16 protein-coding genes are annotated in these 18,444 nt (G+C 58.4%); 15 read left to right on the top strand and 1 reads right to left on the bottom strand.

The window, feature by feature from the left end:
* Window positions 1-9 precede the first annotated feature (9 nt).
* The 8 genes from pknB to H1B31_RS10390 all read left to right on the top strand — a co-directional run bounded on the left by pknB (window position 10) and on the right by H1B31_RS10390 (window position 10,020).
* Entirely contained in the window at window positions 10-1,767 is a 1,758-nt protein-coding gene (gene pknB, locus H1B31_RS10425) for a Stk1 family PASTA domain-containing Ser/Thr kinase (protein WP_037347059.1), read from the top strand.
* A 7-nt stretch (window positions 1,768-1,774) separates the two neighbouring features.
* Window positions 1,775-2,650, top strand: coding sequence for a ribosome small subunit-dependent GTPase A (gene rsgA, locus H1B31_RS10420; RefSeq protein WP_185980266.1), 876 nt, complete (start codon window positions 1,775-1,777; stop codon window positions 2,648-2,650).
* A 9-nt stretch (window positions 2,651-2,659) separates the two neighbouring features.
* Window positions 2,660-3,367, top strand: a complete 708-nt coding sequence (gene rpe, locus H1B31_RS10415; RefSeq protein ID WP_185980265.1) for a ribulose-phosphate 3-epimerase — start codon at window positions 2,660-2,662, stop codon at window positions 3,365-3,367.
* Window positions 3,368-3,378: 11 nt separating this feature from the next.
* On the top strand, window positions 3,379-4,065 hold the full coding sequence (queC, locus tag H1B31_RS10410; protein WP_185980264.1) for a 7-cyano-7-deazaguanine synthase QueC: 687 nt from the start codon (window positions 3,379-3,381) through the stop codon (window positions 4,063-4,065).
* The gene (folE2, locus tag H1B31_RS10405) at window positions 4,065-4,856 is read left to right on the top strand and encodes a GTP cyclohydrolase FolE2 (RefSeq protein WP_185981287.1); all 792 of its coding nucleotides are present in this window, start codon (window positions 4,065-4,067) and stop codon (window positions 4,854-4,856) included. Before queC ends, folE2 begins: the two co-directional genes overlap by 1 nt.
* Window positions 4,857-4,878: 22 nt before the next feature.
* The gene (locus H1B31_RS10400) at window positions 4,879-5,859 is read left to right on the top strand and encodes a lysylphosphatidylglycerol synthase transmembrane domain-containing protein (protein ID WP_185980263.1); all 981 of its coding nucleotides are present in this window, start codon (window positions 4,879-4,881) and stop codon (window positions 5,857-5,859) included.
* Between the two features lie 144 nt (window positions 5,860-6,003).
* Window positions 6,004-8,190: a TonB-dependent receptor gene (locus H1B31_RS10395; RefSeq protein ID WP_185980262.1), complete on the top strand. Its 2,187-nt coding sequence runs from the start codon at window positions 6,004-6,006 to the stop codon at window positions 8,188-8,190.
* A gap of 81 nt (window positions 8,191-8,271) precedes the next feature.
* The gene (locus tag H1B31_RS10390; RefSeq protein WP_185980261.1) at window positions 8,272-10,020 is read left to right on the top strand and encodes an ABC transporter ATP-binding protein/permease; all 1,749 of its coding nucleotides are present in this window, start codon (window positions 8,272-8,274) and stop codon (window positions 10,018-10,020) included.
* Window positions 10,021-10,056: 36 nt separating this feature from the next.
* On the opposite strand, the gene H1B31_RS10385 is transcribed toward H1B31_RS10390, so the two are convergent.
* Entirely contained in the window at window positions 10,057-10,278 is a 222-nt protein-coding gene (locus H1B31_RS10385; RefSeq protein WP_185980260.1) for a nuclease, read from the bottom strand.
* Window positions 10,279-10,481: 203 nt separating this feature from the next.
* Here H1B31_RS10385 and H1B31_RS10380 point away from each other — a divergent pair, with 203 nt between their 5' ends.
* The 7 genes from H1B31_RS10380 to H1B31_RS10350 are packed head-to-tail and all read left to right on the top strand — an operon-like array spanning window position 10,482 to window position 18,426.
* Window positions 10,482-10,934 (top strand): CtsR family transcriptional regulator, encoded by a 453-nt coding sequence (locus H1B31_RS10380; protein WP_037347054.1) that lies wholly within the window; start codon window positions 10,482-10,484, stop codon window positions 10,932-10,934.
* Between the two features lie 60 nt (window positions 10,935-10,994).
* Window positions 10,995-11,525, top strand: coding sequence for a UvrB/UvrC motif-containing protein (locus H1B31_RS10375; RefSeq protein WP_185980259.1), 531 nt, complete (start codon window positions 10,995-10,997; stop codon window positions 11,523-11,525).
* Window positions 11,515-12,585, top strand: a complete 1,071-nt coding sequence (locus H1B31_RS10370) for an ATP--guanido phosphotransferase (RefSeq protein WP_185980258.1) — start codon at window positions 11,515-11,517, stop codon at window positions 12,583-12,585. Before H1B31_RS10375 ends, H1B31_RS10370 begins: the two co-directional genes overlap by 11 nt.
* 13 nt (window positions 12,586-12,598) lie before the next feature.
* The gene (locus H1B31_RS10365) at window positions 12,599-15,103 is read left to right on the top strand and encodes an ATP-dependent Clp protease ATP-binding subunit (protein ID WP_185980257.1); all 2,505 of its coding nucleotides are present in this window, start codon (window positions 12,599-12,601) and stop codon (window positions 15,101-15,103) included.
* On the top strand, window positions 15,093-15,239 hold the full coding sequence (locus H1B31_RS10360; RefSeq protein ID WP_185980256.1) for a hypothetical protein: 147 nt from the start codon (window positions 15,093-15,095) through the stop codon (window positions 15,237-15,239). The genes H1B31_RS10365 and H1B31_RS10360 overlap by 11 nt, the downstream gene beginning before the upstream one ends.
* Before the next feature lie 37 nt (window positions 15,240-15,276).
* Window positions 15,277-16,653, top strand: a complete 1,377-nt coding sequence (radA, locus tag H1B31_RS10355) for a DNA repair protein RadA (protein ID WP_185980255.1) — start codon at window positions 15,277-15,279, stop codon at window positions 16,651-16,653.
* Between the two features lie 48 nt (window positions 16,654-16,701).
* Entirely contained in the window at window positions 16,702-18,426 is a 1,725-nt protein-coding gene (locus tag H1B31_RS10350; RefSeq protein WP_185980254.1) for a flagellar hook-length control protein FliK, read from the top strand.
* Window positions 18,427-18,444 lie beyond the last annotated feature (18 nt).

The following is an 18,444-nucleotide window of genomic DNA, read 5'->3' as shown; positions in this document are numbered from 1 at the left end:
GGAACGAACATGGTCGAGCGTGTCTTGGATGGACGCTACGCGCTGGAAATGCTGGTAGGCAGCGGCGGAATGGCAGATGTCTATCGGGCAAAGGATCAGCTCTTGGAGCGCACCGTCGCCGTCAAGATTCTCCACCAGCAGTACGAGAATGACACGGAGTTCATCGCGCGTTTTCAGCGCGAGGCAAAGGCGGCAGCGCGCATTACGCATCCAAACATCGTCAACGTATTCGATGTCGGTGTCGCCGAGGGGCGGCACTACATCGTCATGGAATACGTTCCGGGGCGTACGCTGAAGGAGCGCATCAAGGAGGAGGGACCCGTGCCCGCCGCCGAGGCGCTGCATATCACGCGTCAGATCGCAGGGGCGCTCGCACAGGCGCATGCAAACAACCTCGTGCACTGTGACATCAAGCCGCACAACATCCTTGTCATGCCTGACGGCAACGTCAAGGTCGCGGATTTCGGCATCGCGCGCGCGGTTACAGAGTCCACGATGACCTACAATGACAACATCATGGGCTCGGTGCATTACTTCTCACCCGAGCAGGCGCGCGGAACGATCATCACACCGAAGTCGGATGTCTATTCCCTCGGCGTCGTCCTCTACGAGATGCTGACGGGACGAATTCCTTTCGATGGAAATACGGCAGTAAGCATTGCCCGCAAACATCTCGAGGAGGAGCCGCAGCCCGTGCGCTCCCTCGTGCCGAACATTCCGCCCGTGGTTGAGGCTCTCGTCACGCGTATGATGGCAAAGGACCCGGCTCTGCGCCCGGACAGCCGTATGCTCGTGCAGGACATCATGCGCACGGAGCAGATGATGCGCGGCGACACGGCGGCAATGCCGGCATTCGATCCCGATGCGACGCGCGTCCTCACGCCTGTGGAGGCACAGGAGATCAGCGCCGTTGTGGAGGCGGAGGAAGAGACGGCAATGGAGGAGACAGAGGAGAAGTCCTTCTTCCGCACGAAGAAATTCAAATTTGGTCTTGTCCTCATCCTACTGCTCGGCTTCTTCACAGGATTTTTCCTGAGCTTTGGAAAGTTCTGGAGCTCTGTGGAAATCACAGTGCCCGATGTGACGGGCAAGCAGCTTACGCTCGCACGGCAGATTCTCGAGGATCAGCATCTGCGCGTCACGGTCGCCGAGACCTATGATGCCTCCGTACCCGTGGGCGTCGTCGTGTCGCAGAGCCCCGAGGCAGGTGCAACGGTCAAGGAGGAGCGTACGATCACCATCTATGTCAGTAAGGGCGGCGAGGAACTCGAGATGCCAAACCTGCGCGGACTGAAACAGTCGGATGCGATCGACAAACTCCAGCAGATGGGGCTGCGCCTCGGTTCTGCCTACGAGACGTTCTCCGATGAGGACAGCGGCACGGTCATCTCGCAGGATCCACGCAGCGGGACGCGGATCAGCAAGGGGCAATCCGTGGACATCACCGTCAGTAAGGGGCAGAAGGTCAAGAAGATCAGCGTTCCCGATGTGAAGGGCGTTCCCTCGGATCGTGCGCGCACGATGATTGAGGGCAGCGGTCTGAAGGTTGGTAGTATCTCGGAGGAGGCGAGCACACAGGCGGCGGGCACTGTCGTCAGCCAGTCGCCCTCTGCAGGCAGTGAGGCGGACAGCGGCAGTACCGTACGTCTCGTGGTCTCGAGCGGCAAGAAAACCTCCGGTTCCAAGGAAGATGCGAAGGGCGGCGACAGCAAGAAAAACGACAAGGATCCCGCCGGACGCCGCATCCAGACGGAAAAAACGGAGTAGGGAGTGCATGGTGGCGGAGCAGGGACGTATCCTAAAGGTCTATAACAATGTACTCCATGTCGCGACAGAGGATCATATGATCCTCTGCAAGCTGCGCGGCAGGGTGAAGAAGGGGCGCAGCGAGCTGACGCCTGTCCCCGGTGACATCGTTTCACTTGAACGCATATCATCCGATGAGGGCGTGATCGAGCGCATTGAGGCGCGCACGAACCTCTTGCAGAGACCACGCGTGGCGAACCTTACGCAGATCGTTGTCACCGTCGCGGCGGCATTGCCGGATCCGCACCCACTCGTTGTGAGCCGCTTCCTCGTGCTCGCAGAACGCTCGGGCATCAAGAAAATCGCTCTTTGTGTGAACAAGATGGATCTCTGTCAGGGAACACCGGAGGACGTTCTTGCGGCATACGAGGCAGCGGGCTATCCCGTTCTGCGCGTCTCGGCGGAGCAGGGGACGGGACTGCGTGAGCTGCACGAGCGCCTTGCGGGCGAGATCACCGTGTTTGCGGGACCCTCGGGGGCGGGGAAGTCCTCCCTGCTGAATGCGCTCGACCCATCGCTTGCCCTTCTGACGGGAGTGGTCAGCGAGAAGATCGGGCGCGGGCGCCACACGACGCGCCGCGCTGAACTGCTCCCGTTTGCAGGGGGCTATGTGGTCGATACGCCGGGCTTTACACAGCAGGAGCTGACGGAGATCGCGCCCGAGGAGCTCGCGGCGTGCTTTCCGGAGTTTGCCCGCCATGCGAGCTGCCGCTTCGCACCGTGCAGTCACAGCCACGAGCCGTCCTGCGCCGTCAAGGCGGCTGCAGAGACAGGAGAACTTTCACGCGAGCGGTATGATGCCTACATCGCACTGCTCGATGAACTAAAATTGAAAAGAAAATAGGAGAATCCAATGGCACACGAACATGATCACGAAGAAGAAATGCTCGAAGAGGAGCACATCCACATCGAGCGTCCCACGATCGTCGCACCGTCCATCCTTTCGGCGGACTTTGCAAATCTCGGGGCGGATGTCCGCCGCGTGGAGGAGGCAGGTGCGGAGTACATCCACATTGACGTGATGGACGGGACGTTCGTGCCGAACATCACCCTCGGTCCCTGCGTCGTGGAGAGCCTGCGCAAGGTATCCAAGGCGGTCTTTGACGTGCACCTCATGGTCGAGCATCCCGAGACCCATATCGAGCCGTTCGCAAAGGCGGGCGCGGACATCATCACATTCCACGTCGAGGCGACGCGCCACGCACACCGCGTGATTCAGCAGATCAAGGCGGCGGGCTGCAAGGCGGGCATAGCCCTTAACCCCGGCACGTCGATCTACACCCTTGAGGAGCTGATCGACGATGTGGACATGGTGCTCCTCATGACGGTCAACCCCGGCTTTGGCGGGCAGAAATTCATCGAAAATACGCTCGGCAAGATTCACGCGCTCTATCATACGGTCATGGATAACGAGCTGGATGTCGACATCGAGGTGGACGGCGGCATCAATGCAGAGACGGCAGAGTCTGTGCGCTCAGCGGGGGCAAATGTGCTCGTCGCAGGTTCCTATATCTATGGTGCAAAGGACATTGCCGCAGCAGTTCGCTCGCTGCGCGGATGAGAGGGCACGATATGGGGGAAAAAGCAGTAATCCTGCTCTCGGGCGGGCTCGACAGCTGTACCTGCATGGCGGTTGCGCGCGCAGCGGGCTATGAACTCTATCCGATCAGCTTCGACTATCATCAGCGGCATGACCGCGAACTGGACTGTGCAAAGCGGATTGCTGCACACTATCATGTCGCGGAACATCTCATCATTGAGACAAATATGAATGCAATCGGCGGCTCTGCGCTGACGGACGACAGCATCGCAGTGCCCGCGGGGGATGCAGACCGCACGGAGATTCCCGTCACCTATGTTCCTGCGCGCAATCTCATCTTTCTGAGCTATGCACTTGCTTTTGCGGAGCGCGTAGGGGCGACTCATCTCTACATCGGCGTAAACTCTGTGGACTACTCAGGCTATCCCGACTGTCGCCCCGAATTCATCGCCGCATTTCAGGCGGCGGCGGATGCGGCGACGGCAGCTGCCACCGAGCGTGGACGGCGCATTGTTGTCGAGACGCCGCTGCAGCATCTCTCGAAGGGAGAGATCGTGCGTCTCGGTACTGAGCTCGGCGCACCGTACGAACTGACGACAAGCTGCTATCGCGGCGGTGCGGAGGCGTGCGGCGTCTGTGACAGCTGTGTCCTGCGTCTGCGCGGCTTTGCCGAGGCGGGACGGCGCGACCCGATCCCGTATGCGGCAGGAGTACGATGATGCTGGATGTACAGAACCGCGAGGATGAACGTGGCATTGCGATTCAACGCGTCGGCGTCAAGGAAGTGCGTCTGCCCTTCCTCATCAAGAAGCAGGCGGGCGGCTATCAGCAGGTACTTGCGCGCATCGCGTTCACCGTCTCCCTGCCGATGGAATTCAAGGGGACGCATATGAGCCGCTTCCTCGAGATCCTCCTGCCGTGGAGCGAGAAACCGCTCGCCGAGGAGGAGATGGACGCCATGCTCACGGAGGCATTGGATCGTCTTCATGCAGAGGCGGCTGAGGTATCGCTTGCCTTTACCTATTTTCTTGAAAAAAAGGCGCCCGTCAGTGGGCGCACGTCGCTGCTCGATGTGGACGCTTCCTTTACGGGGCGCAAACGGTGCGGCGAGCCGATGCAGTTTGAACTCGGACTAGCAATGCCGTTCACCTCGCTCTGCCCGTGCAGCAAGGAGATCTCCGCCTACGGGGCGCACAATCAGCGATCCACGGCGCGCGTGCGGCTCAGGTATCGCGAGGGGGTGCCGTGTATCTACATCGAGGATCTGGCAGAACTTCTCGAACGACAGGGATCTGCGCCGATCTATCCGCTGCTCAAGCGTGCGGATGAGAAGTATGTCACCGAAGCGGCATATGAGAATCCGAAATTCGTTGAGGACATCCTGCGCGATACAGTGCTCGCACTGCGCAAGCTGCCCGGGCTTGCATATTTCTCACTGGAATGCGAGAATGAGGAGTCCATCCACAGCCACAATGCCTTTGCGGCGCATGAAGAGTATTTGAACGAGTAGGAGAAAGGGGAGAGCGTAGAGCATGAGCAAATTTGCGCGGCGCTTCCTCTTTCTTTTTGTGCTTGTTGTTGGTATATCTGCTGCGGTCATCTACACGACTGTGGACATCAATACTCTCCACAATCTGACGCGTTTTCATCCGTGGTCGCTGCTGCTGGCGCTCTTCGCCGTCGGGCTTGGGATGTTCTTCGACGGCAGCCGACTCATGCATCTCGTGAAGATTTCCAACGAAAAAATCACACTGTACCAAGCGGTACAGGTGATCTTCGGCAATTATTTCCTCGCGCTCCTCACTCCAGGGGCGACGGGCGGCGCTGTCGCACAGGTCATGTTCCTGCGCCATGCGGGCGTCCCCACGGGTAAGGCTGCTGTTCTCGTCATTGTGCGGACGCTGCTCTCGATCTTCTTTCTCGCGCTCTGTATGCCGTTCATCTTCCTGCACGATGAGGGGATTGTGCCGGGGATATCGAATGATGTCCTCATGGCGGTCACGCTTGCCGCATTCGTCGGCATCGTCCTTATCGTCGTCGGTGCGCGGCGTGGCTACCTCGACTATCTCGTCGTCTGGATCGCGCGTCGCCTGCGCGACAAGAAGCGGCATCAGCTCTTCGGACTCTACCGCGATACAAAGAGCGCAATCTCGCTCCTCCTCGGCGCGCCTCGTCAGATGCTCGTCGTCTTCGCCGAGTCGGGGCTGAACCTCCTCTGTATCTACGCCGTCGTGCCGTGCCTCCTGCTCGGACTCGGCGTTACGGATGCCGACTGGTACACTGTTATGGGGCGCATTATCTTCCTCAATATGCTCCTCTACTTCAGCCCAACGCCGGGCGGCTCCGGCATTGCCGAGGGCGGCTTCGTCCTCCTCTTTGCCGCGACCGTCCCCGCAGGCACTGTCGGGATTGTTGCCGTCTGCTGGCGCCTCATCGCCGAATACCTCCCGTTCCTCATTGGATTCTACTACACCGTTACCGTGTTCGGACGCGAATTTTTGCGACGGTATTAGTGATTCCATTAGATTAAATTTTCTTCTGCGCCGTAATTTCGGCGCTTTTTGTTGACAAAGAATATCATTCTTTGTATAATTCTGGGCACATCTATTGGGGGATGTTATAATTGTATGCTATGGAAAGCGAGGAAACAATTGGGAATGAACTTTAAGTCTGTCCTCGGGGGGGGGACACTTGCACTTGCTAGCGCGGTCATACTGCCAACAGCAGCATATGCAGCGGATGCGGTGCATGCGGATGATTTTCAGACCTATGATCTCGGCGAGGTCGAGGTCGTCGGTCAGCGCGCGGAGGAGCCGCAGACGCAGCCGGTCACGGAGCCGGTTACGGAATCGTATGCGGGCGGACAGGTTGCGCGCAAATCGCAGCTCGGTGTCCTCGGCGAGCGCGACTTTATGGAGACGCCGTTCAATGTGCTGAGCTTCACGGAGGAGCACATTCAGAATCGGCAGGCGCAGACCATACAGGATCTTATCGCTGACGATCCTGCGGTACAGGAATCCTCGGGTTCATCTGCAAGTAACATGTGGACAGTGCGTGGGATGGAGCTGCAGGGTGGCGACATTGCATTTAACGGGCTATACAATATCGCGCCAAACTATACGAACAGCCTCAATGCAGTGGAGCGTGTCGATATCCTCAAGGGACCAGGTGCACTCCTCTACGGCATGGCGCCAAACGGTGGTGTTGGAGGATCGATCAATCTCGTGCCGAAGCGCGCTAAGGATGAGCCGATCCGCCGCTTTACGCTCTCCTATGGGAACGGCAGCCAGTTCGGTCAGAGCGTGGATGTCGGTGAGCGCTTCGGCAAGAACAAGGAATACGGTGTACGCATCAACCTTACGCATCGCAACGGATCGACCACATTCGACCGTGAGAAGCAGGAGACAACGGGCGCTGCGATCGCTCTCGATATGCGCAGGAACAAGTGGCGTGCCTCGCTCGATGCGGGGTATCTGCATCGCGAGTTCAAGAACGAGACAACTTCTCTGCGTATGTCGAATGCTATGGTCGCAGCGTACGGGTCGATTCCAAAGTCACCTTCTTCTAAATTGAATCTCGGAGAGGATGGCACCTTCCTCGATGCCAAGGAGCGCTATGCCCTTCTGCGTGCGGACTATGATTTTGATGAGAACTGGTCTGCATATGCGGCGGCAGGACTGCGCCACAGTGAGCAGGATTATACCTACAACGTATTTCGCCTGACGGGAACCGATGGCACGGCGCGTGTCATTAACTATGCGTTCCCTAGAGAAAGCAGGGCGAATACGCAGGAAATCGGTACGAAGGGAAAGTTCCAAACTGGCGATCTCGCACACGAGATGACCGTTGCATATAACCGTACGCACTGGACAGCGTATACGAATACGAAGACGCTCAATGCATACAATACAAATCTATATAATATTGTATGGCAGGGCGTACAGGGCTATACGGGGCTGTCTCTGCCCAAGACGGGAGAATCCACCCTTTCGGGGCTTGCGATTACCGATGTCATCACCGTACCAAATGAGCGGTGGCAGTTCATCCTCGGGGCGCGCTATCAGAAGATCAAGACGGAGAGCTTCAGCCGTACCACGGGGCTGCGGTCAGCAAGTTACAATGAGGCGGCTTGGAGTCCTGCCTATGCCATCCTCTTTAAGGCAACGCCGAAGATCTCCCTCTACGCGACCTATATGCAGGGACTGCAGGAGGGCGGTACGGCGGACAGATGGTCTCTCAATGCCGGTGAGGTGTTTGCGCCGATCAAGACGAAGTCCACGGAGGCGGGCGTCAAATTTGACCTCGGAAAATTTGCAACCGCTCTCAGCATCTATGAGCTGCAGAAGCCAACTACGATTGATGACTATGTTACCTCGAGCACATATTATCAGCGTCAGGTGGACTATACGAGCCGTGGACTTGAGATTTCGTTCTTTGGTGAGCCGCGCACGGGTACGCGCGTACTTGGCGGTCTGACATGGATCGACGCTCGTTATGGTCAGGAAAATTATAACGGTAATACATTGGAAGGCGTTGCAAACAAGAAATTTGTTATGAGTGTGGAACAGGATGTGCACGGTGTTCCCGGGCTTTCGGTTTCCACTCGATTCCTCTACACAGGATCGGCATATTACGATCCGAACAATGTGCTGCGCGTAGCACCGTGGTTCCGCATGGATCTGGGGACGCGCTATTCCTTCCATATGGGAACGATGCCTGTTACAGTTCGGCTCGATGTGAATAACGTACTCGATCGTCGTTATTGGCAGGCAACGGGCGGCGGCTATCGCGTCAATCTTGGCGAGCACCGGAACTTCATGCTCTCCGTTACGGCAGATTTCTAAGCATTCACATAGTGAGCATATGGCTCGAAAGAACCACGCAGCTGCGTGGTTCTTTTCGTGCCTTGATGGGGGAGTGATGGATTGACACGATATAACCGCGCCTTTTTCCGCGATGTATGGAGTCTCATGCGCGGCTTTTGGCGTATGCGTACGCGATGGACGATGTTCTTGCTCGCCGCCGTGATTCTCGGTCTGCAGGCGTACTATGTTTCCGTCATGGTGGACTACAATGCATGGCAGAAGATGTTCTACGATACCATTCAGGAGATGGATTCGGACAGCTTCTTTTTCTATCTGAAATACTGGCCGATGTATATGGTTGCCTTCATCGCGATGGAGGTCGGGCGCAACTATCTCATGCAATACCTTGAGATCAAATGGCGCACGTGGCTCGTTGATGACTTCGTCCGCCGCTGGCTTTCGGGGCGGACATACTACCTCATGCAGATTGATGAGGAACTCAGCGTGGATGGAAAGAGCGCTGTCGATAACCCCGACCAGCGCATTACAGATGACGTGCGTCTCTTCGTCTCGTACTTTCTCAATTTGACGCTCGGGATCTTCAATGCCGCAATGCGCATCTCGTCCTTCGGGGCAGTTCTTTGGGGACTGTCGGGTATTCTGGATATTCCTCTTTTCGGCGAGAATTTTGCCCTGCCCGGCTATATGGTGTGGCTTGCGATTCTTTATGCGCTGCTTGGCACAGGGGCAACGCTCTGGGCGGGGCGTCCAATCGTGCGCCTGAGTAACCGCCAGCAGGAGTATGAGGCAGATCTGCGCTTTGGGCTTGCACGTCTGCGTGAGCATTTCGAGAGCATAGCGTTCTACGGCGGAGAGGAGCGCGAGAGCGCAGGGGCGCTTGGGCGATTCAATGACGTGCGGCGGAATTTTTTCAGCCTCATGCTGCGGCGCGTACAACTCACGTGGGTCACGGAGCTGCACTGGCGCATCGGTTTCCTCTTTCCGTATATGGTTGCTGTGCCGCGCATCTTCGCTGGGGAGATGCAGTTCGGCGGACTGATGCAGACGGCGGTTGCATTTCAGCAGGTCGTCAACTCTCTGTCCTTCCTCGTCCTGCGCTACTACTCGCCAACGGAGGCGTCGATTGCACAGTTTCAGACGGTCGTGCACCGTCTTACGGACTTCCGCAATCACATGGAGCAGGTCGAGCGCACGATGTCTGCCTCCAATGTGCGCCGCACAGAGGCAGGAGAGAGCCTTTCGGTCAAGGAGCTTACCGTCTGTCAGCCGGATGGGCGCGTGCTGACAAAGGATCTTTCCTTTGATCTCACGCGCGGGGAGCACCTCTTCATCGAGGGACCCTCGGGCATTGGCAAGAGTACTCTCCTGCGCGCGATTGCGGGAATCTGGCCGTATGGATCTGGCAGCATTACCATGCCGCAGGGAGCGGAGATGCTCTTCTTGCCGCAGAAATCCTATCTGCCAATGGGGACGCTGCGTGCGGCACTTCTCTATCCCGCAGCGGAGGATGCGGCGCATACGGCAGAGATTGAGACTGCTCTCGAAAAGGCGAATTTGGCGTCATTTATCCCGCGTCTCGATCAGGAGGAGAACTGGGCGCAGGTACTCTCGCTCGGCGAGCAGCAGAGACTTGCATTTGCAAAGGCGCTGTTGCTGAAGCCAAAATGGATCTTTCTCGATGAGGCGACCTCGGCGCTTGACGAGGAGAACGAGGATCGCATGTATCGGCTCCTCTGGACGGATTGTGCGGACGCTGCTGTTGTCAGCATCGCACACAGGCGTCGTGTGGGTGCCTACCACGAGCGCAAACTTCTGCTCACGGCAGGAGGCGCATGGCACGCAACATAGCAAAGAGGCACCGGTTATACCGGTGCCTCTTTGCTGTTACGGACGACATACGCCGCAGGGCTCATAGCCGTCGGAAATCGCTGCTTCGCGCGAACTGTAGGGAACGAAATGCGGCGCGTCGGGATGTTTGATCGTTCGACAGGTGGCATAGTGGAACTTGCCGGACTTCGTATTCGCCAGATAGTCCGTCGCGAGCGCAGGCGCTGCAGCGGAGAGTGCAACGGCAGCGATGGTAGCGAGCGCAATCTTTTTGAGCATATGGATACTCCTTTCGGGACATGATATGCGTGATTATGCCCTAAAAGTTATTACTTTGCAAGTATGATTTGATTTTCAATCAACACCTATTGGGATATGCTCGTATAAAAATATCTACCAAAATATAATTGCTACTTGCAAAAAGTCAAAAAAACAAATATAATATAGAAAAGCACAATTAAGGAAACAGAGAAGGTGATATGATGAGCAACATTGCCGATATGATTGAGTCCTACATTCTCCGTCAGCTCGCCACACGGCAGGATGGGCAGGTGGAGCTGCGGCGGACGGAGATTGCAGATGAGATTTCATGCGCGCCGTCGCAGATCAGCTATGTGCTCTCCACGCGTTTTACGCAGGATAAAGGATTCGTAGTAGAGTCGCGGCGCGGGCTGGGCGGGTTCATCCGCATTGTTCAAGTGCCGCTGCGTGATCTCGTCTATCAGGACATGCTGTCGAAGATCAACGAAGAGACCGACATGGAGACGGTGCAGTCGATGGTGCGTTACCTCGCCCAACACGGGATGGTGGAGACGCGCGAGGCTGCGCTTCTCATGCAGGTGGTGACGGGGCTGTTCCACTCGGAGACCCTCGCCGCTAAGGAGCGTGTCCAAATGCTGAAAACAATGATATTGACACTGGAGAATTTCCGATAGCTGTTCGATATAGATAAAAAGGACGCTGCATCAGAGGCGCCGGACGGAAAGGCAATCGTTATGATCTGTGAGGAATGCGGCCGCAATGACGCGATTGTGCACATTGTGCAGATCGGGCCGGGCGGTCGGAGTGAAAAAAATATATGTATGAGCTGCGCGGCACGCTATGGAGCATCGATCTTCCGCGCACAGCAGGAAAATGTCTCGGCAGAGGATTTCCTTAAGGGAATCTTCGGCAGCAACCAGCAGGATACAGCGGCAGAAGAGGACGCACCGCATATCACATGTCCGAACTGCGGCGTGCAGTTTCAGGATTTTCCGCAGACGGGGCAGATTGGCTGCTCGGTCTGTTACGAGACGTTTCATCACGAGCTCACGCCGCTCCTGCGGCGGATTCACGGTGCGAGTGTCCACCGCGGCAAGATTCCGCGCCGCTCGGGGAGTTCGATCATGCTTCGTCAGGAGGCGGAGCAGCTGCGCGCCCGCTTGAAGGAGGCGGTGGCGCGCGAGGAGTACGAGAAGGCTGCGGAGTACCGCGATCGGATTCGCAGCCTCGAGAGCCGCATGGAGGAGCAGCCCTATGGCAGTTGATGAGCTCCTTCGGAGCAGTCGGCTCTCGTGGTTCGGCACGGAGGGCGCGGACAGCGATGTCGTGATCTCGAGCCGCGTGCGGCTGGCACGCAATCTCGTATCGCTCCCGTTCCCGGGGCGTGCCAATCTCGCGCAGCTGGCGCAGATTCAAGAGACACTTGACCCTGTCCTTGCGGGACTCGGGGCAGAGCTTGGGCAGCCGTTTGACCGCATTGCACTCGATGAGCTGACGGCTCTGCAGCGTGAGGTTCTAATCGAGAAGCGCCTTATTAGTGAGAAATTTGCCGAGGTGCAGCCGCATCGGCTCGCATATATCAGCGCCAATACGCGCATCAGCATTCTCGTCAATGAGGACGATCATCTCAGGATTCAGTCGATGTCGCCGGGGCTTTCGCTTACGCAGGCATTCGAGATGGCGTCGCGCGTAGATGACTATATCGAGGCGCATCTCGACCTCGCCTTTGATGAGACGATGGGTTACCTGACGGCATATCCGACGAACCTTGGGACGGGGCTGCGCGCCTCGGTCATCCTTCATCTGCCGGGGCTGGTATACACGCGCAACATCGAGAATATTGTCAATACATCGCCGCAGCTTGGACTTGCTGTGCACCCGCTCGAGGGGATTGGCGAGGGGGCACATTTCTACAAGATTTCCAATCAGCTCACCCTCGGTTACTCAGAGGCGGAGATGATCGAGAATTTGCAGACGGCTGCGGGAGAGATCGCCGCACATGAGCGGCGTGCACGCAAGGCACTTTCCTACTTTGGTAAGGATGGGATCGAGGACGGCATATGGCGTGCCTTTGGCATCCTGTCCTATGCGCGCTCGCTGACGGAGCAGGAGCTCTTCGCTCTCGTTTCGCGCGTGCGCTACGGCATTGACCGGGGGATCATCAAAGAGGTGACACCGGACTGCTATGCGGAGATCATCGTTGCGGCACGCGACGGTTATCTCAAGTATGCGGCAGAAAACGAAAATCTATCAACGGGGGAAATCAGCGCCATACGCGCTTCGCGTGTGCGCGCGATCTTACAAAAATATCGAACGCAGGGATGAGGAGGGGGACAGCTTGAACTACCGTCAATTTTTTACACAGGCGGCGATTAAAGCCGTAGAGTTTTCACAGTATATTGCGCAGCGGCGCGGCAAGGGATACATCGGAACAGGCCAGCTTCTGCTGGGGATCATGCACATGCGTGACACCATTGCAGCGGAGGTGCTGGATAAGTTCGGCGCGGATTATGACAGTGCGGAGCAGGTGATTCGCAATTCGGACGGGTTTCAGGATGTCCTGCACCCGGCCGAGGATGTACCGTACTACACGCGCCGTGCCCAGCGCGTCATGCAGGGCGCAATCGACACCGCCCGCGAGGAGCGTTCCTTTGTGACGACGGAGCACATTCTGCTCAGCTTGCTCACGGAGGCGGAGGGCACTGCCGTCCATACGCTCGAGGAGCTGGACGTCGACATCGAGGAGCTGCAGAGCGAGGTGCTTGAACGCATGAGCGAGGCGGAGGAGTCGAAGGAGAAGTCCTCGCGCAGAAAACCGAACAAAGGAGGCGCGAAAGGTCTGCCCGCATCGCTCAAGAAATTCGGGCGTGATCTGATCGGCGTTGCGCGGACGGGCGGGATTGATCCCGTCATTGGGCGCGCGGCGGAGATCGACCGCGTGATCCAGATCCTCGCACGCCGTACGAAGAACAACCCCATCCTCCTCGGGGAGGCGGGGGTCGGAAAGACCGCGATTGCAGAGGGGCTTGCCCAGCGCATTGCAGACGGCGAGGTGCCATTCCTCCTCGAGGACAAGCGTGTCGTCACACTGTCGATGACGGCGCTCGTGGCGGGGACGAAGTATCGTGGCGAGTTCGAGGAGCGGCTCAAGAATGTCGTGGATGATGTCATTAAGGCGAAGAACATCATCCTCTTCATCGACGAGATTCACACGCTCATCCGCGCCGGCGGCGCGGAGGGCTCTCTTGATGCGGCAAATATTCTGAAGCCCGCTCTTGCGCGCGGCGAGATGCAGATCATCGGCGCAACGACGCTCAGCGAGTACAAGAAGCATTTTGCGAAGGACTCCGCTCTCGCACGCCGCTTCCAGACCGTTATGGTGGAGGAGCCGGGCGAGGAGGATGCGGAGCAGATTCTCTTTGGTCTGCGCAGCAAATACGAGGAGTTCCACCGTGCGCGCATCGAGGATAACGCCGTGCGCGCGGCTGTGCGCCTCTCGAAGCGATACATCACGGATCGCTGGCTGCCGGACAAGGCAATCGACCTCGTCGACGAGGCGGCATCGCGCGTGCGCATGAAGAACACGGGCGGAACGGATCAGCTTGTGGGTCTGCGCGCGGAGATCACGGAGATCGTCCGGCAGAAGGATGCTGCGATCAGCGGGCAGGACTATGAGGCGGCAGCCGAACTGCGCGACCGCGAGCAGGAACTGCGCGCCCAGCTTGAGGCGTCGCGTCGCGGCGAGGATCAGCGGGCGGAGATCGTGGTGACAGAGGACGATATTGCTGCTGTTGTGGCGCAGTGGACGGGCATTCCCGTCCAGCGAATCGCGGCGAAGGAGTCCGATCGTCTCCTCGCGCTCGAGAAGCACATCGGGCGTCGCGTCATCGGTCAGGACGAGGCGGTACGCGCCGTCTCGAAGGCGGTGCGGCGCGCTCGTGCGGGTGTCAAGGATCCGCGCCGCCCGATCGGCTCCTTCCTTTTCCTCGGCTCGACGGGCGTAGGAAAGACGGAGCTTGCACGGGCACTTGCGGAGTCTGTATTCGGCTCTGAGGATGCGATTATCCGCTTCGATATGTCCGAGTACATGGAGAAGCATACGACGGCGCGTCTCGTCGGTGCGCCTCCGGGCTACGTCGGCTACGAGGAGGGGGGGCAGCTCACGGAGGCCGTGCGCAAGAAGCCGTTTTCCATCATCCTCTTTGACGAGGTGGAGAAGGCGCACCCCGATGTCTTCCACATGCTCCTGCAGGTGCTTGAGGACGGACGTCTCACGGATGGGCAGGGCACGGTCACGGATTTTCGCAATACAATCATCATTATGACCTCAAATGCAGGTGCAAACCACCTGCGTTCGACGACGGGCACAATTGGCTTCTCCATCGGAGCAAAGGCGAAGGACACGGACGAGGAGCGCGCGAAGAAGCGCGTCATGGAGGAGGTCAAGAAGATCTTCCGTCCGGAATTCCTCAACCGCATAGACGATATGATTGTCTTCAATGCACTGGGAGAGCCCGAGCTGACGAAGATTGTGGACATCCTCCTGCGCGATGTCAAGGCACGCCTTGCCGAGCAGGAGATCAACATCGAGGTCAGCGCGTCGGCAAAGCGTGTGCTCATCTCGAAGGGGACGGATGTCAAATTCGGTGCGCGTCCGCTGCGCCGTGCGATTCAGAAGAACATCGAGGACGAGCTTGCCGAGCGTATTCTCGCACGCGACTTCACGGCGGGGGATATCATCTCCGTGCGCAAGTCTGGTGACGGGCTTGACTTCGTAAAGAAGGATACAAGCCGCAACAAGCGCGTCAAGGGCGATAAGCAGGCATCCTATCATGAAGTATGAGCGGTCTGTCAATTTTTTGGCATCGCCGACACGCGCGGGGCGCGCGGGGGACTTCCTCCTCAATCTGGGCTGGTCGCTGTACTGGCTCGCCCGTGCGGTGCTGCGGGCTCTGATAAGTAAATGGAAGGGACTGTAATGAAACAGTCCCTTTTCTTTGGAAAGAATCGGGTTTTATGGCAAAGAAGAAAAAGACTGCATATGTCTGTCAGAACTGCGGCTATGATACGCTCAAGTGGATGGGGAAATGCCCCGGCTGCGGTGCGTGGAACTCTCTTGTGGAGGAGATTGTCACGCCGCCCGCAGAGGAGCGCAGGGGCGTCGGTACGGGGAATGCGGAGCGTCCGCAGGCAATCGGCGAGATTGCCGTTGAGGATCTGCCGCGCTTCTCGACCGGATCGGGGGAACTTGACCGTGTGCTCGGCGGGGGTGTCATCCCCGGCTCGATGGTGCTCATCGTCGGCGATCCCGGCGTCGGCAAGTCGAGTCTCACGCTGCGCGTTTCGGCAGACATTGCACGCGCAGGACAGCGCGTCCTTTATGTGACGGGGGAGGAGAGCGCGCGGCAGATTCGCATGCGTGCGGATCGTCTGCAGGCGATTGCTGACGATCTCCTCGTCGTCAGCGAGACGAATCTCGATGCGATCTGCGCACATGTGGAGCGCGAGCAGCCCGCACTCTTTATCATCGATTCCATCCAGACCATGTACCGTCCCGACATTGAGAGCGCGCCCGGCAGCGTCTCTCAGGTGCGCGAGTGCGCGATGGAGCTCATGCGCGTTGCAAAGACGGCTGGCATTGCGGTCTTCGTCATTGGTCATGTGACGAAGGAGGGCAGCCTCGCAGGGCCGCGCGTCCTCGAGCACATCGTGGACACCGTGCTCTACTTCGAGGGGGAGCGCAACGCCGAGTATCGCGTGCTGCGCGCCGTGAAAAATCGCTTCGGCAGCACGAACGAGCTTGGTCTGTTCGAGATGCGCGACGTCGGGCTTGTCGATGTGCCGGACGCATCGAAGCTCTTTCTCTCCGAGCGCGCAATGGAGAGCGGCTCGATCATCGTGCCAACGGTGGAGGGGACGCGCCCCTTGCTCGTCGAGGTGCAGGCACTTGTTGCGCCGACGCCGTACCAGCCGCCGCGCAGAACGGCGGACTCTGTCGACGTGAAGCGCATACAGCTGCTCCTTGCCGTCCTCGAAAAGCGCGTCAAACTCCCCATCGGCGCGGCGGATGTCTACGTCAAGGTCGCGGGCGGCATCCGCCTCGACGAGCCCGCTGCCGATCTCGCACTCTGCGTTGCAATGGCATCGAGCTTTGCGAACCGTCTGCCGCGTCCGCATATGGTCGTCTGCGGTGAGGTCGGGCTCTCGGGTGAGGTGCGCGCCGTCTCACAGGCGGAGCTCCGCGTTGCTGAGGCGCGGCGGCTGGGGTTTCACGCGGCACTCCTGCCGATGAAGAACTATCGGCAGCTGCAGGGGAAGTTCGAGGATATGCAGATCTTTGGTGCGGAGAATATTGGCGACGCGCTGAAATGTGCCATGCCAAAAAATATTTAAGGGAATATGAATTTCTTCCGATAAAAAAATAGAAGAGGTGATGTGTAGATGAATGCAAGCAATCTCATGGCTGTAACACCGGCTGATGGGATCTCCGCGGGGGCAGGTGCGCCAAAGGGGCGCAGCGGATCTGCGGGGAATCGTGCGCAGGCAACCTCAGGGAAGAATTCGTTCAGCGATACGTTTGGCGCACTGCAAAAGGGAATGGATGCAGAGGCGGCAAAATCAGAGACGCGTGTGACTTCCGCCGATGCGGCACAGACGAAAACGCTGCAGACGGAAAGTGTTGCGCCGTCGCAGGACACACAGGATGTGACGGCACAAATGCCGAAAGCCGCCGGTCAGAAACAGGTGGAGCCCGGCACAGAAAAAACAGCGTCGGTAGATGAGGCAGCAATCCCAACCGCTGCCGTAGCAGCACTTGCGGCTCTCGTGAACACGGATGTGCCACTTGCGGACAGCGATGTGAACGAGGGGCTTGATGCTGCGCTCACAGAGATCTTGGAGCGATACGGACTGACGGCAGATCAGCTCGGCGATACAAAGCTGAAAAATGCCGTGCAGAATCTCCTGCAGGTCCTGCCGGAGAATGCGGCAAAGAGCCGCAACCTCCTCCGCGCACTCGAGGGACAGCCGCTCGTGCAGGAGAATGCAGCGGCAGAACTCGGCGCAGCTGTTCAGGGTACCGAGGCGGGGAAGAACCCCAACGCGGAGCGGGTTCTGCGTCTGGCGGCACTTGAGACCGTACTGCCCGCGCAGTTGCGCGCCGTGCTCAATACAGAGCCCGCATTGACAGTCGAGAATGCACCTGTACTTACGGCTGAGACCGTCCCAACAGCAGAGGCGCTTCCAGCAGAGGCGAATGCTTCGCGCAATGCTGCAAATATCGCCACCCTTGTTGAGGGGCAGTCAGAGAATTTGCAGGCGGCGACGGAGACGGTTGTTGCTCCGATGCTCAGAGCGCAGTCCGAGCAGACACAGCCTGCGGTACGTACGGCGACAGCGCTCGTTGGGGAGAATCTGACAACGGACGATGGCACTGCGAACCCTCTTACAGTGCTTGCTCAGCGTACGATGCGTCATGATACTTCGCAGGGTGATGCATCGGAACAGGGCACACAGCAGCAGTCAGCACAGGGCGAGCAACAGCCTGCGCGCATGACGACCACGATGCCCTTTGAGGTTCAGACGCGCACCACGGAGACGGCACCGCAGCCCGCACAGCCCATTGCAGTGCAGCCGAATGCAGGCACAACGCCGATACAGGAGGTTGTTTCTCCTGCACCTGTACAAGAGGCACAGCGTCCGCAGCCAGACTATGAGATTCCACGTCAGATTGTGGAGCAGGCGCGACTTATGCGCACACTCACGGATACGCAGATGGTCATCCGTCTGCGCCCCGAACATCTCGGCGAGCTTACGCTTCGTGTGGCGGTTGGTGCGGATGGTGCCGTACAGGCATCGTTCCACAGCGACAACGCACATGTGCGCAATGTGATCGAGAACTCCCTCGTTCAGCTCCGACAGGAACTGAACAACCAGGGACTCAAGGTCGACCGCGTCGGTGTTTATACCGGTCTCGCGGACGGGCAGATGCCGCAGGGGCAGGGGCAGGAGGCATGGCAGCAGAGCAGCAGTCATCGCGGTGAGACGCAGATTTACACGCGCGGCGATGCCGACGACTATCTGGATGAGGTCGAGGGGGTTGCTCCCATTACGGCAGAGGAAAATAACGGAAATACTGCTACGGATGGCGTCGACTATCGCGTATAACGGATCGAGGAGGAAATA

The organism is Selenomonas timonae (assembly GCF_014250475.1).
Classification (GTDB): domain Bacteria; phylum Bacillota; class Negativicutes; order Selenomonadales; family Selenomonadaceae; genus Centipeda; species Centipeda timonae.
Note: the sequence above shows the minus strand (reverse complement) of the source record. Positions and strands in the feature narration are given on the sequence as shown.

Excerpts from the sequence above, each read along its gene's own strand:
- pknB (WP_037347059.1), top strand. The coding sequence starts at position 10 with ATGGTCGAGCGTGTCTTGGATGGACGCTACGCGCTGGAAATGCTGGTA.
- rsgA (WP_185980266.1), top strand. The coding sequence starts at position 1,775 with ATGGTGGCGGAGCAGGGACGTATCCTAAAGGTCTATAACAATGTACTC.
- rpe (WP_185980265.1), top strand. The coding sequence starts at position 2,660 with ATGGCACACGAACATGATCACGAAGAAGAAATGCTCGAAGAGGAGCAC.
- queC (WP_185980264.1), top strand. The coding sequence starts at position 3,379 with ATGGGGGAAAAAGCAGTAATCCTGCTCTCGGGCGGGCTCGACAGCTGT.
- folE2 (WP_185981287.1), top strand. The coding sequence starts at position 4,065 with ATGCTGGATGTACAGAACCGCGAGGATGAACGTGGCATTGCGATTCAA.
- H1B31_RS10400 (WP_185980263.1), top strand. The coding sequence starts at position 4,879 with ATGAGCAAATTTGCGCGGCGCTTCCTCTTTCTTTTTGTGCTTGTTGTT.
- H1B31_RS10395 (WP_185980262.1), top strand. The coding sequence starts at position 6,004 with ATGAACTTTAAGTCTGTCCTCGGGGGGGGGACACTTGCACTTGCTAGC.
- H1B31_RS10385 (WP_185980260.1), bottom strand. The coding sequence starts at position 10,278 with ATGCTCAAAAAGATTGCGCTCGCTACCATCGCTGCCGTTGCACTCTCC.
- H1B31_RS10380 (WP_037347054.1), top strand. The coding sequence starts at position 10,482 with ATGAGCAACATTGCCGATATGATTGAGTCCTACATTCTCCGTCAGCTC.
- H1B31_RS10375 (WP_185980259.1), top strand. The coding sequence starts at position 10,995 with ATGATCTGTGAGGAATGCGGCCGCAATGACGCGATTGTGCACATTGTG.
- H1B31_RS10370 (WP_185980258.1), top strand. The coding sequence starts at position 11,515 with ATGGCAGTTGATGAGCTCCTTCGGAGCAGTCGGCTCTCGTGGTTCGGC.
- H1B31_RS10360 (WP_185980256.1), top strand. The coding sequence starts at position 15,093 with ATGAAGTATGAGCGGTCTGTCAATTTTTTGGCATCGCCGACACGCGCG.
- radA (WP_185980255.1), top strand. The coding sequence starts at position 15,277 with ATGGCAAAGAAGAAAAAGACTGCATATGTCTGTCAGAACTGCGGCTAT.
- H1B31_RS10350 (WP_185980254.1), top strand. The coding sequence starts at position 16,702 with ATGAATGCAAGCAATCTCATGGCTGTAACACCGGCTGATGGGATCTCC.